Here is a 16,185-nt window from a genome sequence, read left to right as displayed (position 1 = left end):
TTAAAAAAGTCGGATTCAATAATTACAGCAATTATTGCATTACAAAAAAATTATATACATGCATATGTATATAAATACTAATTATATTATAAAAGTATAATTAGAGTTATCTATAGCCCAAGCATGTGTAATGGCTTAAAAAGATTTATAGAAATTTCAGGATTGCGAAGTTAAGTAATTTAAGCGTACACGGTGGATGCCTTGGCAGTCAAAGGCGATGAAGGACGTGCTGATCTGCGAAAAGTATCGGTAAGCTGATTTGAAGCGTTTTAACCGGTGATTTCCGAATGGGGAAACCCAATGCAATTTAAATTGTGCATTATTATTCAGTAAATTCATAGCTGAATAAAGCAAACCAGAGGAACTGAAACATCTTAGTACTCTGAGGAATAGAAATCAATTTGAGATTCCCTTAGTAGTGGCGAGCGAACGGGGAACAGCCCAGAGTTACATAGTGTCGTTAATATATTAAGAGAATAATTTGGAAAAATTAGCAATATAGAGTGATAGCCTCGTATCTGAAAATATATTAATTACCATAACTCAATAAGTAGGACGGGACACGTGATATCTTGTCTGAAGATGGGGGGACCATCCTCCAAGGCTAAATACTCTTGACTGACCGATAGTGAACCAGTACCGTGAGGGAAAGGCGAAAAGAACCCCGGCGAGGGGAGTGAAATAGAACCTGAAACCGTGTACGTACAAGCAGTAGGAGCGTAAATGTTGTTCGTTTGCGTGACTGCGTACCTTTTGTATAATGGGTCAGCGACTTATATTCTGTAGCAAGGTTAACTAAATAAGGGAGCCGTAGGGAAACCGAGTCTTAACTGGGCGTTGAGTTGCAGGATATAGACCCGAAACCCGGTGATCTAACTATGAACAGGTTGAAGGTTAGGTAACACTGACTGGAGGACCGAACCGACTAATGTTGAAAAATTAGCGGATGATTTGTGGTTAGGGGTGAAAGGCCAATCAAACCGGGAGATAGCTGGTTCTCCCCGAAAGCTATTTAGGTAGCGCCTCGTAAATTCAACTTTAGGGGTAGAGCACTGTTTCGACTAGGGGTCCATCCCAGACTACCAACTCGATGCAAACTACGAATACTAAAGCATGTTATTACGGGAGACACACGGCGGGTGCTAACATTCGTCGTGGAGAGGGAAACAACCCAGATCGCCAGATAAGGTCCTTAAGTCATGATTAAGTGGGAAACGATGTGAGAAGGCTTAGACAGCCAGGATGTTGGCTTAGAAGCAGCCATCATTTAAAGAAAGCGTAATAGCTCACTGGTCGAGTCGGCTTGCGCGGAAGATGTAACGGGGCTAAATCATGCACCGAAGCTGCGGCAATAGGATTTTATACTTAAATATTTTTAAATTTATGATTTATTAACTATTGAGCATAAAACTATTGGGTAGGGGAGCGTTCTGTAAGCCTGAGAAGGTATGTTGTAAAACATGCTGGAGGTATCAGAAGTGCGAATGCTGACATAAGTAACGATAAAGCGGGTGAAAAACCCGCTCGCCGAAAAACTAAGGTTTCCTGTCCAACGTTAATCGGGGCAGGGTGAGTCGACCCCTAAGGTGAGGCCAACAGGCGTAGCCGATGGAAAACAGGTTAATATTCCTGTACTAGATATAACTGCGATGGGGTGACGAAGAAAGCTAGGTTCGCCGAGGATCGGTAGTCTCGGTTTAAGCGTGTAAGCGGAAAGATTCGGAAAATCTAATCTTTTTAACGCTGAGGCGTAATGACGAGCCATTAATATGGCGAAGGAATTAATGCTATACTTCCAGGAAAAACCTCTAAGCTTCAGGTTATATCTAATCGTACCATAAACCGACACAGGTGGTTAGGTAGAGAATACTCAGGCGCTTGAGAGAACTCGGGTGAAGGAACTAGGCAAAATAGTGCCGTAACTTCGGGAGAAGGCACGCTGGGATGTAAGTGAAGGAACAATATTGCTTCTGGAGCTGAAACCAGTCGAAGATAACAGCTGGCTGCAACTGTTTATTAAAAACACAGCACTGTGCAAACACGAAAGTGGACGTATACGGTGTGACGCCTGCCCGGTGCCGGAAGGTTAATTGAGAGGGTTATCTTTTAACAAGAAAAGCTCTTGATCGAAGCCTCGGTAAACGGCGGCCGTAACTATAACGGTCCTAAGGTAGCGAAATTCCTTGTCGGGTAAGTTCCGACCTGCACGAATGGCGTAATGATGGCCAGACTGTCTCCACCCGAGACTCAGTGAAATTGAATTCGCCGTGAAGATGCGGCGTACCCGCGGCAAGACGGAAAGACCCCGTGAACCTTTACTATAGCTTGATACTGAATATTAAATATTGATGTGTAGGATAGGTGGGAGGCTATGAATTAAGGACGCTAGTTCTTATGGAGCCATCCTTGAAATACCACCCTTTAACATTTGATATTCTAACTTAGATCCGTTATCCGGATCAAGGACAGTGTCTGGTAGGTAGTTTGACTGGGGCGGTCTCCTCCCAAAGAGTAACGGAGGAGCACAAAGGTTAGCTAATCACGGTTGGACATCGTGAGGTTAGTGCAAAGGCATAAGCTAGCTTAACTGCGAGAATGACGATTCGAGCAGATGCGAAAGCAGGTCTTAGTGATCCGGTGGTTCTGTATGGAAAGGCCATCGCTCAACGGATAAAAGGTACTCCGGGGATAACAGGCTAATACCGCCCAAGAGTTCATATCGACGGCGGTGTTTGGCACCTCGATGTCGGCTCATCACATCCTGGGGCTGCAGTAGGTCCCAAGGGTATGGCTGTTCGCCATTTAAAGTGGTACGCGAGCTGGGTTTAGAACGTCGTGAGACAGTTCGGTCCCTATCTGCCGTGGGCGTTGGAAGATTGAGAGGGGCTGCTCCTAGTACGAGAGGACCGGAGTGGACGCACCGCTGGTGTTCGGGTTGTCATGCCAATGGCATTGCCCGGTAGCTATGTGCGGAAAAGATAACCGCTGAAAGCATCTAAGCGGGAAACTTGCCTCAAGATGAGTCTTCCCTGAGGGTTAAGATCCTCCTGAAGGGACGTTAAAGACGATGACGTTGATAGGTCGGGTGTGTAAGCGCTGTGAAGCGTTAAGCTAACCGATACTAATGGCCCGTGAGAGCTTAACTTCGCAATTCTGAAATTTTTAAACAATTAACGATTACAATACAAAATAAAGAAAATAGAATGTGCAAATTACATTTAATTTTTATAAAATACGATTAATTAATCGATCAAATCTAATCTTATGTATTCTATAAAGTAACTGTCCTATTCTTGTAGGATAATCCGATACATGTTGTAATGATGTATAATGCGCTACATGATCCGTATGCATACGGATCATGTTTAATTCTTTATTTCTTTGATGAAACAACAATTTGCATGGGTCATGAACAAGTAAAGCATTTTCTAAATCCAATCTTACAGATCTAGGGTTTAAATTATTTCCAGTAATCAACTGCCATTCATCATCTACCCAAATACCCTTAACATGATACCCATTATTACCTTCTTTCCACATCCGCACCAATAATTGTTTATTATCAACATATTTTTGCAACTTTTTTAAAAAATAACGTAAATTTAATTCATATAAATATGGTAAAGTACTAATTAGTGTAAATGGCTGATGTGTAGGAACATAGAAATCATTAGCAATTTTATCTCCCACAATAATTTCTATATTTATTCCTTGGCGTAACAAAGAAATCAAAGCGCGTATTAACACAGTAGGCATATTAAAATAAGGTGTACATAATACAACTTTATTTCTTGCTGAATAAATTAAATGATAAATAGTTTTATTAAGAGCGCTATTTTTACCTAATCCAACTAATGGAGAAATTGCTAATTCATTAAATGTAGCGTTACCTTGATAACGGTAACAGACTTTTCGTAAATTACGACGCAACAAACGAATATTATTCTTACTGTTCTTTAGTTTTTTTAAAGAATTTCCATATCCCAAATTGTTAGTCACTTTTGCAGACAATAATTCTCTATCAATATAATTCAACATAATATCAGATAATTGCGGATTACGTATTATATGATACCGATCATATCTATATTTAGTATTCACATGTAAATACTCATCATTTAAATTAGCGCCACTATACAATATCTGATCGTCGATAATAAATCCTTTTAAATGAAGGACTCCTAAAGCTTCACTTACATGGATTGGTATTCCGTATATTGCAATCTCAGTATTAGGATACTGCTTTATAATATCTGTATACCAATCAATATTCGTATATTTTTTAGAAGAACCAATACGAACTCTTCGTGCACGATGCCAATCTACCAAAATCCTAATTTTAATTTGAGGACGAAGTTTTTTAACATGAAGTAAAGCATCGATAATTTTTCTACCACCTTGATCATCATCTAGATACAATGTAACTAAACAAATATGATTGCTTGCCCTAGAAATAGCATGCAATAATGCAGTTCTAAATTCCTTAGGGCTGAATAGAATCTTAAAATAATCTACTCTTTGAATAATTTTAGGCAATTCTCTAAGAAATATTTGATGATCATCATATTTATTTAATTCATTATGTTTTCTTTTTTTTATCATAACAAATAAAAATATCTTATCTTAATTTTAGAAGACACATTACAAAATATAATAATCATACATAATACGAATAATTCAATAAATCAACTCAAATATCATATGTGCACAGAAAGAAAATGAATACCGTAATGTTTAAAATTTTTTAAAATCTTTTTTATAAAACTGAACCATTGCGAATAATGCCAATATTTCATTATTAACAATATACACATATTATATATATCTCATATAGCTAATAGTTTTAATGATAAAGTACACCATAATATTTTTTTAATAAATCAATTATAAAATAATAGTAAACCGTAGTAAATTTCAATAGAAAACTATATATGAAGTATATCGTATATATTATACGACAATAGATAAATTAAATGCGTTATTTATAACATAAACATTATTATACATAATAAATATACCTGAGAAAATATCCTATACATATCTCCAAAAACACAATAAATTAGTAAATTATTTCTTTAAAAAATTAGTGTTCTATCGTGTTAGAAAATATATTGATTAATACAACACCAATAATAATTAAAGCAATACCGATAACAGCTAAACTATCTAATTTTTGATCATAAAATACATATCCCACTGCAGTAATAAACACAATGCCAAGTCCAGCCCAACAAGAATATGCAATACCCATCGGTATTGTTTGCAACACTAGAGATAATAATATAAAAGAGAGTGTATAACCAATTACTACTACAATAGCAGGATATAATTTACTAAATCCTTCAGATGCTTTTAAATAAGAAGTAGCAATAACCTCGGAAAGAATAGCAATAAATAAATATAAATAATCCATAAGATTTTATTCTTCATTCTTTAAAATTTTTTAATTACATGTAACAGATATTCTTGTATTAAAGAAAATTCTTTTTGAATAAAGAATAGATTTATTCAAAAAGAATAAATAAGAAATAAACATGATCTCATTAGAGAAATTTTTGAGTGGCGATTAATAAAATAGAATTTTTATTAATCGAATCAATAAGCTATAATCAAAACTCCAAACTATTCCAAAATATAAAAACCCCTGTAAATTTCATCATCCTTCATCATTTAATTTCTTTTTCTTGTTTTATTTGATTCTTAAATTATGGTGGAGCTGGCGGGATTCGAACCCGCGTCCAGAATTCTTTTTATTCTTAGTAACCTACATGCTTAGGTCTTGAATTACATTCATTGGTGTAGATATATCAAGACCAATCACTAACCAACTAGCTTTTTATACTTAACGTTAAGCCAAAAGCAAGCATTTACGCGCACTCTTATTTATATGACCTCTCTATTTATTTTAATATTTAAGAGTAAATATTAAAATGAGAGGGAATCTTCAGAATATTAGTCTGATTTAAGCTGCTAAAGCAACAGATTCTTTATATGTAGTATTATTTGCATTTATTTTTTGAGGCTTTTTACGAGGCCTACCTCACCTCGGCATGCACTTTAAATAATAAGATACTCCGTCGAATCCAAAATCAGCCCCATTCTAATATTAAAAACAATTATATCATCGAAATACTGTATATACAAACAATTATTATTTTCATATATTTTAAGATATGTATTTTTTCTTTTTTCCATTTACGCATATGTATTATATTTCTTTTTTCGTATTTTTTCTTACCTTTAGCAATTCCAATATTCACTTTAATCCAAGAATTTTTCCAATACAAATCTAAAACAATTGCAGTATAACCTTTTTGATTAACTTTTTCCATTAAAAATAATAATTCATTTTTTTTTAATAACAACTTACGCACACGAACGGAATTGTGAGCTTCATTATAAAATTGAGCTACATTTGATTGAAATATAGAATTACAAATATACGCTTCCTTGTTATAAAGAGATACATAACTATTATTAATAATTACCATATTAGAACGTGCAGATTTTACTTCCCATCCTAACAATGAAATTCCAGATTCAATTTTTTTTTCAATAAAATATTCATGATATGCATGTTTATTTTGCGTAATTTTCTTGAAAATTAACTGATTCATAATAATTTTTTTGAAAATATTATTTTTTTATTACTAAAAACCATTATATTAATATGCATGTAATATTCAAACCCATTCAAAATAGGATTGATATGGCTTACATCAAATATTTTGTCTCAGTGCCATATAGTGTAGAGCAAATGTTTAATTTAGTAAATGATATTAATTCTTATACTAAATTTCTTCCTGGATGCAATGTAAGTAAGATTTTAGAACAAAATAATAACGAATTAATTGCTGAAATGAATATAGTTTCTAATGGAATCGTTAGATCATTGATTACTCATAATTTTTTTATAAACAACAAAAGTATCTCAATCCTTTTAGTAAAGGGACCATTCAAATCATTTTATGGATATTGGGAATTTATTCCTATTACTTCTGCTGTCAGTAGAATTGAATATTTTTCTCATTACGAATTTAAATCAATATTTATCGAAAAAATTTTTAATCATATTTTTAAAACTAAATACAAAAACATAATTACAGCATTCATTTCCAGGGCTCACATAATATACGGTACATATCGCACGTTATAACATAAAAACCCGTAGAGGTATTATTACTTTCTGTTCATAGTCACCAAAATATCATGAGCATCAAATTTTAATGTTAAAATTTGATGCTCTAATATTCTATTGCCGCTACGATAATAAAAGATATAATACCATGTATTCGGGTTTAAAAAACCTTCTAATGTCGGATCTCCGATATTAGAAGATATTTCCAATTTTGTCATTCCAAGACGGATCTTTTTAATATCATATTCATTTAAATGATTGCCTTGCTTAATATCAGAGGATTGAGGCATATGTTGCAGTATAGTACAACTCATGCTACATACCAGCGTTGTAACAACAATACTGGTATATAACGTTCTAAAAAATACTTTCAAATACATAATTTTCTGCTCAATCTATTTTTCAAATACAATATAAAATATATATTCATATAATTATTGTTTAATTACACTTATGATTTTTTTTGTTGTAATTATCAATACAATATTATTTTTTCGTTTCAGCAATATTTTGTGACCAACCAAGCTTAATATTGAGCCTCTTAAAATAGTTATAATTATTAGGATGAATCAAATCAAGATAATGATCACTACGTTGAATAAAGATTTCCTCTTCTTTACATACTAAGACAGGAGTTTGATTATCATAACCTATTTTCAATTCAGATGTTACTTTAGAAAATTTCAGGCAAATCATACTTTTGCTATTAATCACAACTGGCCGAGATGACAAAGTATGAGGGCATATTGGTACTAATAAAATAGCATCTACTGTAGGACTAAGAATAGGTCCTCCAGCAGATAAAGCATATGCGGTCGATCCAGTCGGAGTAGAAATAATTAAACCATCAGATCTCTGTGAAAAAATAAAATCATCGTCAATATATAACTCGAATTCAATCATATGTCTAATTGTGTTTGTATGTAAAATAACTTCATTAATAGCACTACCTAATCTGATTAGATTATTATAGCGTTGTACTGTTACATCTAATAAAAAACGCTTTTCATTAATAAAATGACCTGATAAAACATCAGATAATTCCACTAATGCTGAATTAGGGTCTAAATCAGTAAGAAAACCAAGAGTTCCACGGTTGATCCCAATAACTTTAATATCGTGTTGTGCTAGAATATTCGCAGCTCTTAACATATTGCCATCTCCACCTATAACTATAGCTAGATCCGCGTAATTTCCTATATCATTTAAATCACCTACAACTGCTTTTTGTACATTTAATAAACTAGCAGCATGATGTTCGATGATTACTGTAATCCCTTTATTATATAACCAATGATATAAAATATCATATGTATGTACAGCTTGCGGATAACGAGAATATCCGATAATACCAATAGTACGAAAAATAGAAGAAGTCATATTATTATTGAATCCTTTCTGTTTTTGTTATAACTTTTATTCATAATAAATGATGTCTTGAATACCTGTTATTCATCCTTATAATAACTGAATTATAAAACATATAATCAGGAAACGGAGGAGAAAATTCATGATAGATAATAATGTAAAAAACAATATCGATGAAAGTACATTACAGAATGAAAAAATAGAAAAAGAGGAACTGTTGGAATCTGTTTCGACAGCAGATAATGTTATTGATCCTAAAAATGATCAAATCATTAAATTAAAAATAAAATTAGCACAACTTCAAGAACACGAACGTAATACGGTATTACGTCTTACAGCTGAAATAGAAAACATTCGTCGGCGTAACACTCAAGAAATAGAAAAAATCCATAAATTTGGATTAGAACGATTTATCTTTGAATTATTACCAGTAATTGATAATTTAGAACGTACAATGAATATTTCAGATAATTCTAATACTTTATTATCTACTATAATAGAAGGTATTGAATTAACATTAAAATCGTTTTTAGACACTGTGCACAAGTTTGGATTAAAATCCATATATGAAATTAATGTGCCATTTAATCCTGAAATACATCAAGCAATATCTATAATAGAATCTGAAGACCATAAACCAAATCAAGTATTAACAATGATTCAAAAAGGATACATTTTGAATGGAAGATTAATTCGACCTGCCATGGTAACTGTATCACAATCTAAATGACGGACTATTATGCTTTTTAAAATGTTATAAATAAACAACAGTACTCATTGTATATTTACAAGTTTCACGTAACCCTGTTATGAAATAACAACGTGTTGTATTTCTCTATTTAATTGATATGATTATACTTCGCATAAAATTTTCCATAAATAATATAATTATATTCATTCAATTAATTTAAATTAAAATTTAATAATTGAATTCATTAAATATACAGATTTTTTTAAATATGTTATAAATTATTAATTTATCATTGTTGATTTATTTCAATAAATCAACAATGATATCAAAACTACAAAATATAAAATAACTAAATTTACATGAAAAAATCATCCTTCGTAACATATTTTTTAATTTATATCAACTTTGAGTCAATTATTATATTAGGTTGCCAATTAATAATCTGTTTATTTTGTTGCATCAATAATATATTAACCTTAGAAAAATGACGACATCCTAAAAATCCTCGTTGAGCTGATATAGGTGAAGGATGTGACGCAGTTAAAATATAATGTTTTTTATGGTTAATGATGTTACCTTTGTTTTGAGCATACTTGCCCCATAGTAAAAATATAATTTTTTCCTTATACATATTCAATATACATATTATTTTGTCTGTAAATCGTTCCCATCCAATATTAGCATGAGAACAACTTCTTCCTTCTTCAACAGTTAAAATACTATTAAGCAATAATACCCCTTCCTGCGCCCAACCCTGCAAACAACCGTGTTCTGGTATTACAAAATTGGGCATATCAGATGCAAGCTCTTTATAAATATTCCTTAAAGAAGGAGGAGGCAAAACACCAGGCAATACAGAAAAGGCAAATCCATGTGCTTGATTAGGTCCGTGATAAGGATCCTGACCTATAATAACAACTTTTATAGATTCAAAACTAGTAAAACGAAATGCGTTAAAAATATCTTTTTTTTTAGGATAAACCGTAATACCTTTTTTTTTACGTTCTTCTATGGCAAACAATATATTCTGAAAGTACGGCAATGTCTTTTCTTTTGACAACAAACACCGCCAAGTTAATTCTTGAGACACAGTCTATTTCCGTATTATTATTATGTAATCGTACAAATAAAATTTTCACTTATATTGATTTTTTCATTTATCACTAAAAAATTTACGTATTTAAACATATATAATTTATTTGTAATTTCTTAATCTTAGCACTAAAAATTATAACAAATAGTTAATATCGAAAATTATAACAAATTTGTTACCGTACTATATCATATAGTCTAACAATGAAGTATATCCAATATCCGAATAGGTAACTGCACATACCTGCGAATAATTTTCAAAAACGTCATAAATATTCTTATACAATCATTCTCATATGTATCTATAATAATCTTATTATACACTAATTAATCGCTATTTTTATACTAACTATATTTATTTTGTTTTGCATTCAACTAATATTAATCATGATAAAATACATACGTAATTTTTCTATTATTGCACATATTGATCACGGAAAATCAACGTTATCTGATCGGTTGATTCAAACTTGCGGTGGATTAAACGAACGTGAAATGACATCCCAAGTATTAGATTCCATGGAGTTAGAACGAGAACGTGGTATTACTATAAAATCACAAAATGTGACACTCAATTATACGTCTAAAAACGGTCAGTCTTATCAACTGAATCTTATTGACACTCCTGGTCATGTTGATTTTTCTTATGAAGTTTCTCGATCTTTAGCAGCATGTGAAGGCGCCTTATTAATAGTAGACGTTACTCAAGGAGTAGAAGCGCAAACTGTAGCCAATTATCGAATCGCTAAAGAAATGAATTTAAAAATTATTGTGGCATTAAATAAAATTGATTTATCAACAGCAGATCCTAATCGAGTATCTCAAGAAATTAAAAACATCATTGGTATTGATGCAAATAATGCAATACAATGTTCAGCTAAAACTGGTTATGGCATACCAGAATTACTAGAGTGTTTAATTCATGATATTCCTCATCCTCAAGGAGATCCATGCGCTCCTCTGCAAGCACTAATTATAGATTCTTGGTTTAATAAATATTTAGGGGTTGTATCGTTAATATGTATCAAAAATGGCAAATTATATAAAGGTGATGTGTTGAAATCAATGAATACAGGGCAAAAATATACTGTTGATCAAATAGGTATCTTCACTCCAAAACAAGTAAAACGAGAAATATTAGCTTGTGGAGAAGTAGGTTGGTTAGTCTGTGCCAACAAAAATATCATAAAGACCCCTGTAGGAGATACATTCACTCTGTCAACTCGCCCTGCAAAAAAAGCATGGCATGGTTTTAAAAAACTTCAACCTTATGTTTATGCGGGATTATTTCCTATAGGTTCTAAAAATCAAAAAATCTTTCGTGACGCTTTATACAAACTGAGTTTAAATGATTCTTCTCTATTTTATGAGCCAGAAAGATCAGAATTTTTAGGTTTAGGATTTCGTTGTGGGTTTCTTGGATTGTTACATTTAGATATAATCCAGGAAAGATTAAGACGTGAATATTCACTTGATTTACTTGTTACAGCTCCAATGGTAATATATGAAATATTGACCATTGACAATCGAATAATATATGTAGATAGTCCATCAAAATTGCTTTCTTTAACTAAAATTAAAGAAATACGCGAACCTGTTGTTTTATGTAATATATTACTTCCAAAAAAATATCTCGGAGAGATTATTTCTTTATGCATTAAAAAAAGAGGTACTCAAATTGACATAATATATCACGGCGCTCAAATTACATTAACTTACGAATTGCCTATGTCTGAGATAATATTGAATTTTTTTGATCAAATAAAATCAGCATCTCATGGATATGCTTCATTTGAATATAAATTCAGTCGTTTTCAGATATCGAACATAGTATGCATAGAAATATTAATTAATAAAAAACGTATTGATGCATTAACGGTAATTACACATCAAGAACAATCTGTATATCATGGCCGTCTGTTGGTTAATAAATTACAAAAATTAATCCCAAGACAACAATTCGATATTGTGATTCAAGCAACTATTGGTAAGCGAATAATATCACGTGACATTGTAAAACAGCTACGGAAAAATGTTTTAGCAAAATGTCATGGAGGCGATATAACTCGAAAGAAAAAATTGTTATATAATCAAAAAGAAGGAAAAAAACGCATGAAACAAATAGGTAATGTTAATTTACCACATACTGTATTTCTAGCAATCTTTGATGTCAATAACAATAAAAATAACTAAAGGATTTTATTCATATGATTAACGCATTTTCTTTGATCTTAGCAATTGTTACAGGAATATCAGGTATTTTCTGGAGTATAAAGAAATTATGTACATTAATGTATGACCGTAATCAACATAAAAAAATATTCCGTCAAAAATCAACCAATACTTATCAACAATCAAAAAATGCTTATTCATTGATAATTTCATATTGTTCAATAATTTCTGAATTTATATCCTCAATTTTTCCGATATTATTATTAGTATTTATAATACGGTCATTTGTTTTTGAACCATTCCGAATACCTTCTGGATCCATGATGCCTACTTTGTTAATAGGAGATTTTATTTTAGTAAAAAAATTTATATATGGCATTAAAAATCCTATTACTCAAAAAACATTAATTGATATTGGACATCCAAAACGTGGAGATATAATAGTGTTTAAGTATCCCAAAAATCCTGAACTGAACTATATTAAACGAGTAATTGGAGAGCCAGGAGACAAAGTAATCTATAACATTATTACTAAACAATTAATAATATATGCGAATCATGTTAATAATGTTGCATGCATACAGCCATTACCCGTTGTTTATAGCAATGTTGTTCCTAGTAATTTTATTCAAGTATTTGATAATGACGTAGACGGAAAGGTTAATTCTTCCTTTATTCAAATAGGACCGCATCAAAAGTATCCTCATGGAATTCGACTCATTCAAACTACAGAATCGTTTAGTGGAATAGAACACAATATCTTAACAATGATACCACCTGGTGATCAAAACTTAATAAAAATGTATGATCAACATACAAAACACTTAATATCTGAGTGGTTAGTGCCCGCAGGTGAATATTTTGTCATGGGAGATAACAGGGATAATAGCGCAGATAGTCGTTATTGGGGATTTGTTCCTGAACGCAATATAATAGGAAAAGCAATAATAATTTGGATGAATATAAAAAAACAACAAGAAGGAATATGGCCAATGAGTGTCCAATTCGATAGAATTGGTAACATACAATAAGATATTTATATTCTCTAATCATAGATTAGAATTATTTTATTATGTTCGTTGTAATTAATCTGGTTAAAATTGATTATAAAAAATTTTCTCCATTGACATTGTAAGAATATACAATACATAAATATTATGTTAGTTAATACACTGCAAGAAAAACTTGGTTATATTTTTAATCGATATGACTTATTATTACAAGCGCTAACTCATAGAAGTTCTAGCAATCAACACAATGAAAGACTAGAATTTTTGGGTGACGCTATATTAAGCTATGTAATAGCTAACTTGTTATACCATAGGTTTCCTCATATTAGCGAAGGAGATATGAGTAGAATGCGTGCAAATTTGGTACGAAAAAATACATTGGCAACACTAGCACGAGAGTTTAATTTAGGAGATTATCTACAATTAGGACAAGGAGAACTAAAAAGCGGGGGGTATCAACGTGAATCTATTTTAGCTAATACAATAGAAGCGTTAATAGGCGGTATATTTTTAGATAGTAATATTCAAACTATTGAAATATTAATTATTAATTGGTATAAAATTCGTATAGATCACATGGATCCTTATGCTTATGATAAACAAAAAGACCCAAAAACTCGTCTGCAAGAATACATGCAACATCGTCGTTTGCCGTTACCTGTATACTGGATTAATCAAATAATTGGAGAGGCGCACAATCAAACATTTACGATAAATTGTCAAGTTAGCGAATTGACACAACCGATTATTGGATGCGGTTCTAGTCGGCGTAGAGCTGAACAAAATGCAGCAAAAAAAGTCTTAGAGGTACTCGAACATAACCAAAACAGATGATCTAATGACGACGTGGTCATTGATCGCAAATCACGTAATATATTGAGATTTTAAATAAAATCACCTCATGTTATTAAGTTTATTCAATAATAAGTATGTAATTGTTAATAAATATGTTTACTATTTTAAAACTCAACTTCACACATGCAAAAACCAAATTAATTAATTTATTTAATTAATTACATCGTTGAACAAAAATCATCTCAAAAGACTTGTTAAGCTAATTATATATTACATATATAAACAAACGTTCTTTGTTGATCTATTTATAGAGATATTTTTATTTTGTTGTAATTTCAATAATGCTATATTCATATTATTTGAATCAACATAAATAATTTCAAAGCTGACAATATCAATATTTTCGGTATTATATGGAAGTTTAATATCAATAATATTTATGTAAATAAAAATCTACATCATGTAGTAGTATATTCTTATTAAATGAAATTTGTAGATCCTCACATAGTCCATTCAACCATTAAAGAATTATGTGTAAAAAATTGTAATTTTGAACCAGAAATAACTATTTGTTATCAACATTACATGTTAATAGATCAACAGTACGGGATAATGTAATGTACATTAAATAGAAATAACAAAAAAATACATTTAAACAGAAATATATATAAATAATTTATATTTATATTCGATAACTATCAAATAACTATATTTAAGGCATACATATAATGTCAAATTTATTATTAGGTGTAAATATTGATCATATTGCAACACTACGTAACGCAAGAAATACTACGTACCCTGATCCTATATATGCTGCATTCATTGCAGAACAATCAGGAGCAGATAGTATTACTATACATTTAAGAGAAGACCGTCGTCATATTACAGATCGAGATGTCAAAATGTTACGTAAAACTATACAAACATCTATGAATTTAGAAATAGCAGCAACAGATGAAATGATTAATATCGCATGTACATTAAAACCACATTGTTGTTGCTTAGTACCTGAAAGGCGTCAAGAACTTACAACTGAAGGTGGTTTAGATATAATTAATAACGCAAATAAATTACAAGATATAATATTTAAACTTACTAAAGCTGGAATTAGAGTTTCATTGTTTATTGATCCTAATGAACAACAAATTAGTGTTGCATATAATATAGGCGCACCTTATATAGAATTACATACCGGAATGTATTCTCATGCTACAGATGCAACAACTCAAAATTTAGAATATAAACGTATTAAAAAAAGCGTGCAATACGCTGTAAATAATGGTTTAAAAGTTAATGCCGGACATGGTCTTAATTATTATAACGTACGACCTATTGCGATGTTACCAGGAATACAAGAATTAAATATAGGACATTCTATAATTAGCCGATCAATGTTTTGTGGATTACCTAAAGCTATTCAAGATATGAAGAAATTGATACAAGACTCAAGAAGAGGTTAATAGTGATTCATGGAATCGGCATAGATATTGTTGATATTAGGAAAATAAAAAAAATAATAACACATAGCGGAGATAAGTTAGCTACGCGTATACTTAGTGAATCAGAATGGAAAATATACAAAAATAAAAAGCATCCTGTACATTTCTTAGCAAAACGTTTCGCTGCAAAAGAAGCGGTAGCTAAAGCATTTGGCACTGGAATAAGCCAAGGAGTGACATTTAATCAAATTGAAATATTTAACGATAAACTAGGAAAACCAATGTTACATTTGTTTTCATGTACAGCTCTATTAGCTAATAAATTATCATTAAAAAAAATGCATATTACTTTATCTGATACCAATTCGTATGCATGTGCGTTTGTTATATTGGAACGATAAAAAATAAGATATAAATATTAATGATCTTGTGATTAAAAAAATTATTTTAATGTTTTATCGTAATACAGAATGAGTA

General features: G+C 31.2%; 13 protein-coding genes, 1 rRNA gene and 1 other RNA gene. 8 read left to right on the top strand and 7 right to left on the bottom strand.

The genetic code is table 11. The features are described 5' to 3' along the window. The first annotated feature begins 168 nt into the window (after positions 1-168). A 23S ribosomal RNA gene (locus M9394_RS01145) occupies positions 169-3,147 on the top strand. 78 nt (positions 3,148-3,225) lie between these two features. Here the strand turns inward: M9394_RS01145 and pssA are convergent. The 4 genes from pssA to smpB form a co-directional block, all read right to left on the bottom strand. Continuing rightward, the gene (gene pssA / locus M9394_RS01140; protein WP_250247230.1) at positions 3,226-4,602 is read right to left on the bottom strand and encodes a CDP-diacylglycerol--serine O-phosphatidyltransferase; all 1,377 of its coding nucleotides are present in this window, start codon (positions 4,600-4,602) and stop codon (positions 3,226-3,228) included. A gap of 481 nt (positions 4,603-5,083) precedes the next feature. Next, positions 5,084-5,413, bottom strand: coding sequence for a DMT family transporter (locus M9394_RS01135; RefSeq protein WP_250247231.1), 330 nt, complete (start codon positions 5,411-5,413; stop codon positions 5,084-5,086). A 295-nt stretch (positions 5,414-5,708) separates the two neighbouring features. Beyond that, positions 5,709-6,097, bottom strand: a transfer-messenger RNA (tmRNA) gene (gene ssrA / locus M9394_RS01130). Between the two features lie 19 nt (positions 6,098-6,116). Beyond that, positions 6,117-6,617, bottom strand: coding sequence for an SsrA-binding protein SmpB (gene smpB / locus M9394_RS01125; RefSeq protein WP_250247232.1), 501 nt, complete (start codon positions 6,615-6,617; stop codon positions 6,117-6,119). A 92-nt stretch (positions 6,618-6,709) separates the two neighbouring features. Between smpB and M9394_RS01120 the strand changes: the two genes are divergently transcribed. Then, entirely contained in the window at positions 6,710-7,156 is a 447-nt protein-coding gene (locus tag M9394_RS01120; protein WP_250247233.1) for a type II toxin-antitoxin system RatA family toxin, read from the top strand. 23 nt (positions 7,157-7,179) lie between these two features. On the opposite strand, the gene M9394_RS01115 is transcribed toward M9394_RS01120, so the two are convergent. Continuing rightward, positions 7,180-7,452: an outer membrane protein assembly factor BamE gene (locus tag M9394_RS01115; protein WP_250250170.1), complete on the bottom strand. Its 273-nt coding sequence runs from the start codon at positions 7,450-7,452 to the stop codon at positions 7,180-7,182. 172 nt (positions 7,453-7,624) lie between these two features. Next, entirely contained in the window at positions 7,625-8,518 is an 894-nt protein-coding gene (gene nadK / locus M9394_RS01110) for an NAD(+) kinase (RefSeq protein ID WP_250250168.1), read from the bottom strand. 130 nt (positions 8,519-8,648) lie between these two features. Between nadK and grpE the strand changes: the two genes are divergently transcribed. Then, positions 8,649-9,236 carry a nucleotide exchange factor GrpE gene (gene grpE / locus M9394_RS01105; RefSeq protein ID WP_250247236.1) on the top strand — a complete coding sequence of 196 codons (588 nt, stop codon included), beginning with the start codon at positions 8,649-8,651 and terminating at the stop codon, positions 9,234-9,236. Positions 9,237-9,591: 355 nt separating this feature from the next. Here grpE and ung read toward each other — a convergent pair whose 3' ends face one another. Next, entirely contained in the window at positions 9,592-10,287 is a 696-nt protein-coding gene (gene ung, locus M9394_RS01100; RefSeq protein ID WP_250248055.1) for a uracil-DNA glycosylase, read from the bottom strand. Positions 10,288-10,676: 389 nt separating this feature from the next. On the opposite strand from ung, the gene lepA reads away from it, so the two are divergent. From lepA to acpS, 5 genes are all read left to right on the top strand, one after another. After that, complete coding sequence (gene lepA / locus M9394_RS01095) at positions 10,677-12,482, top strand: translation elongation factor 4 (RefSeq protein ID WP_250247238.1); 1,806 nt, start codon at positions 10,677-10,679, stop codon at positions 12,480-12,482. A 14-nt stretch (positions 12,483-12,496) separates the two neighbouring features. After that, positions 12,497-13,492, top strand: coding sequence for a signal peptidase I (gene lepB, locus M9394_RS01090; RefSeq protein ID WP_250250166.1), 996 nt, complete (start codon positions 12,497-12,499; stop codon positions 13,490-13,492). A gap of 117 nt (positions 13,493-13,609) precedes the next feature. Next, complete coding sequence (gene rnc / locus M9394_RS01085) at positions 13,610-14,305, top strand: ribonuclease III (protein WP_250247512.1); 696 nt, start codon at positions 13,610-13,612, stop codon at positions 14,303-14,305. A 689-nt stretch (positions 14,306-14,994) separates the two neighbouring features. Next, positions 14,995-15,729, top strand: coding sequence for a pyridoxine 5'-phosphate synthase (gene pdxJ / locus M9394_RS01080; RefSeq protein WP_250250164.1), 735 nt, complete (start codon positions 14,995-14,997; stop codon positions 15,727-15,729). Then, the gene (gene acpS / locus M9394_RS01075) at positions 15,729-16,109 is read left to right on the top strand and encodes a holo-ACP synthase (RefSeq protein ID WP_250247514.1); all 381 of its coding nucleotides are present in this window, start codon (positions 15,729-15,731) and stop codon (positions 16,107-16,109) included. Before pdxJ ends, acpS begins: the two co-directional genes overlap by 1 nt. Positions 16,110-16,185: the final 76 nt, after the last annotated feature.

The sequence above is a fragment of the Candidatus Blochmanniella camponoti genome (assembly GCF_023585825.1).
GTDB lineage: Bacteria > Pseudomonadota > Gammaproteobacteria > Enterobacterales > Enterobacteriaceae > Blochmanniella > Blochmanniella camponoti.
Note: the sequence above shows the minus strand (reverse complement) of the source record. Positions and strands in the feature narration are given on the sequence as shown.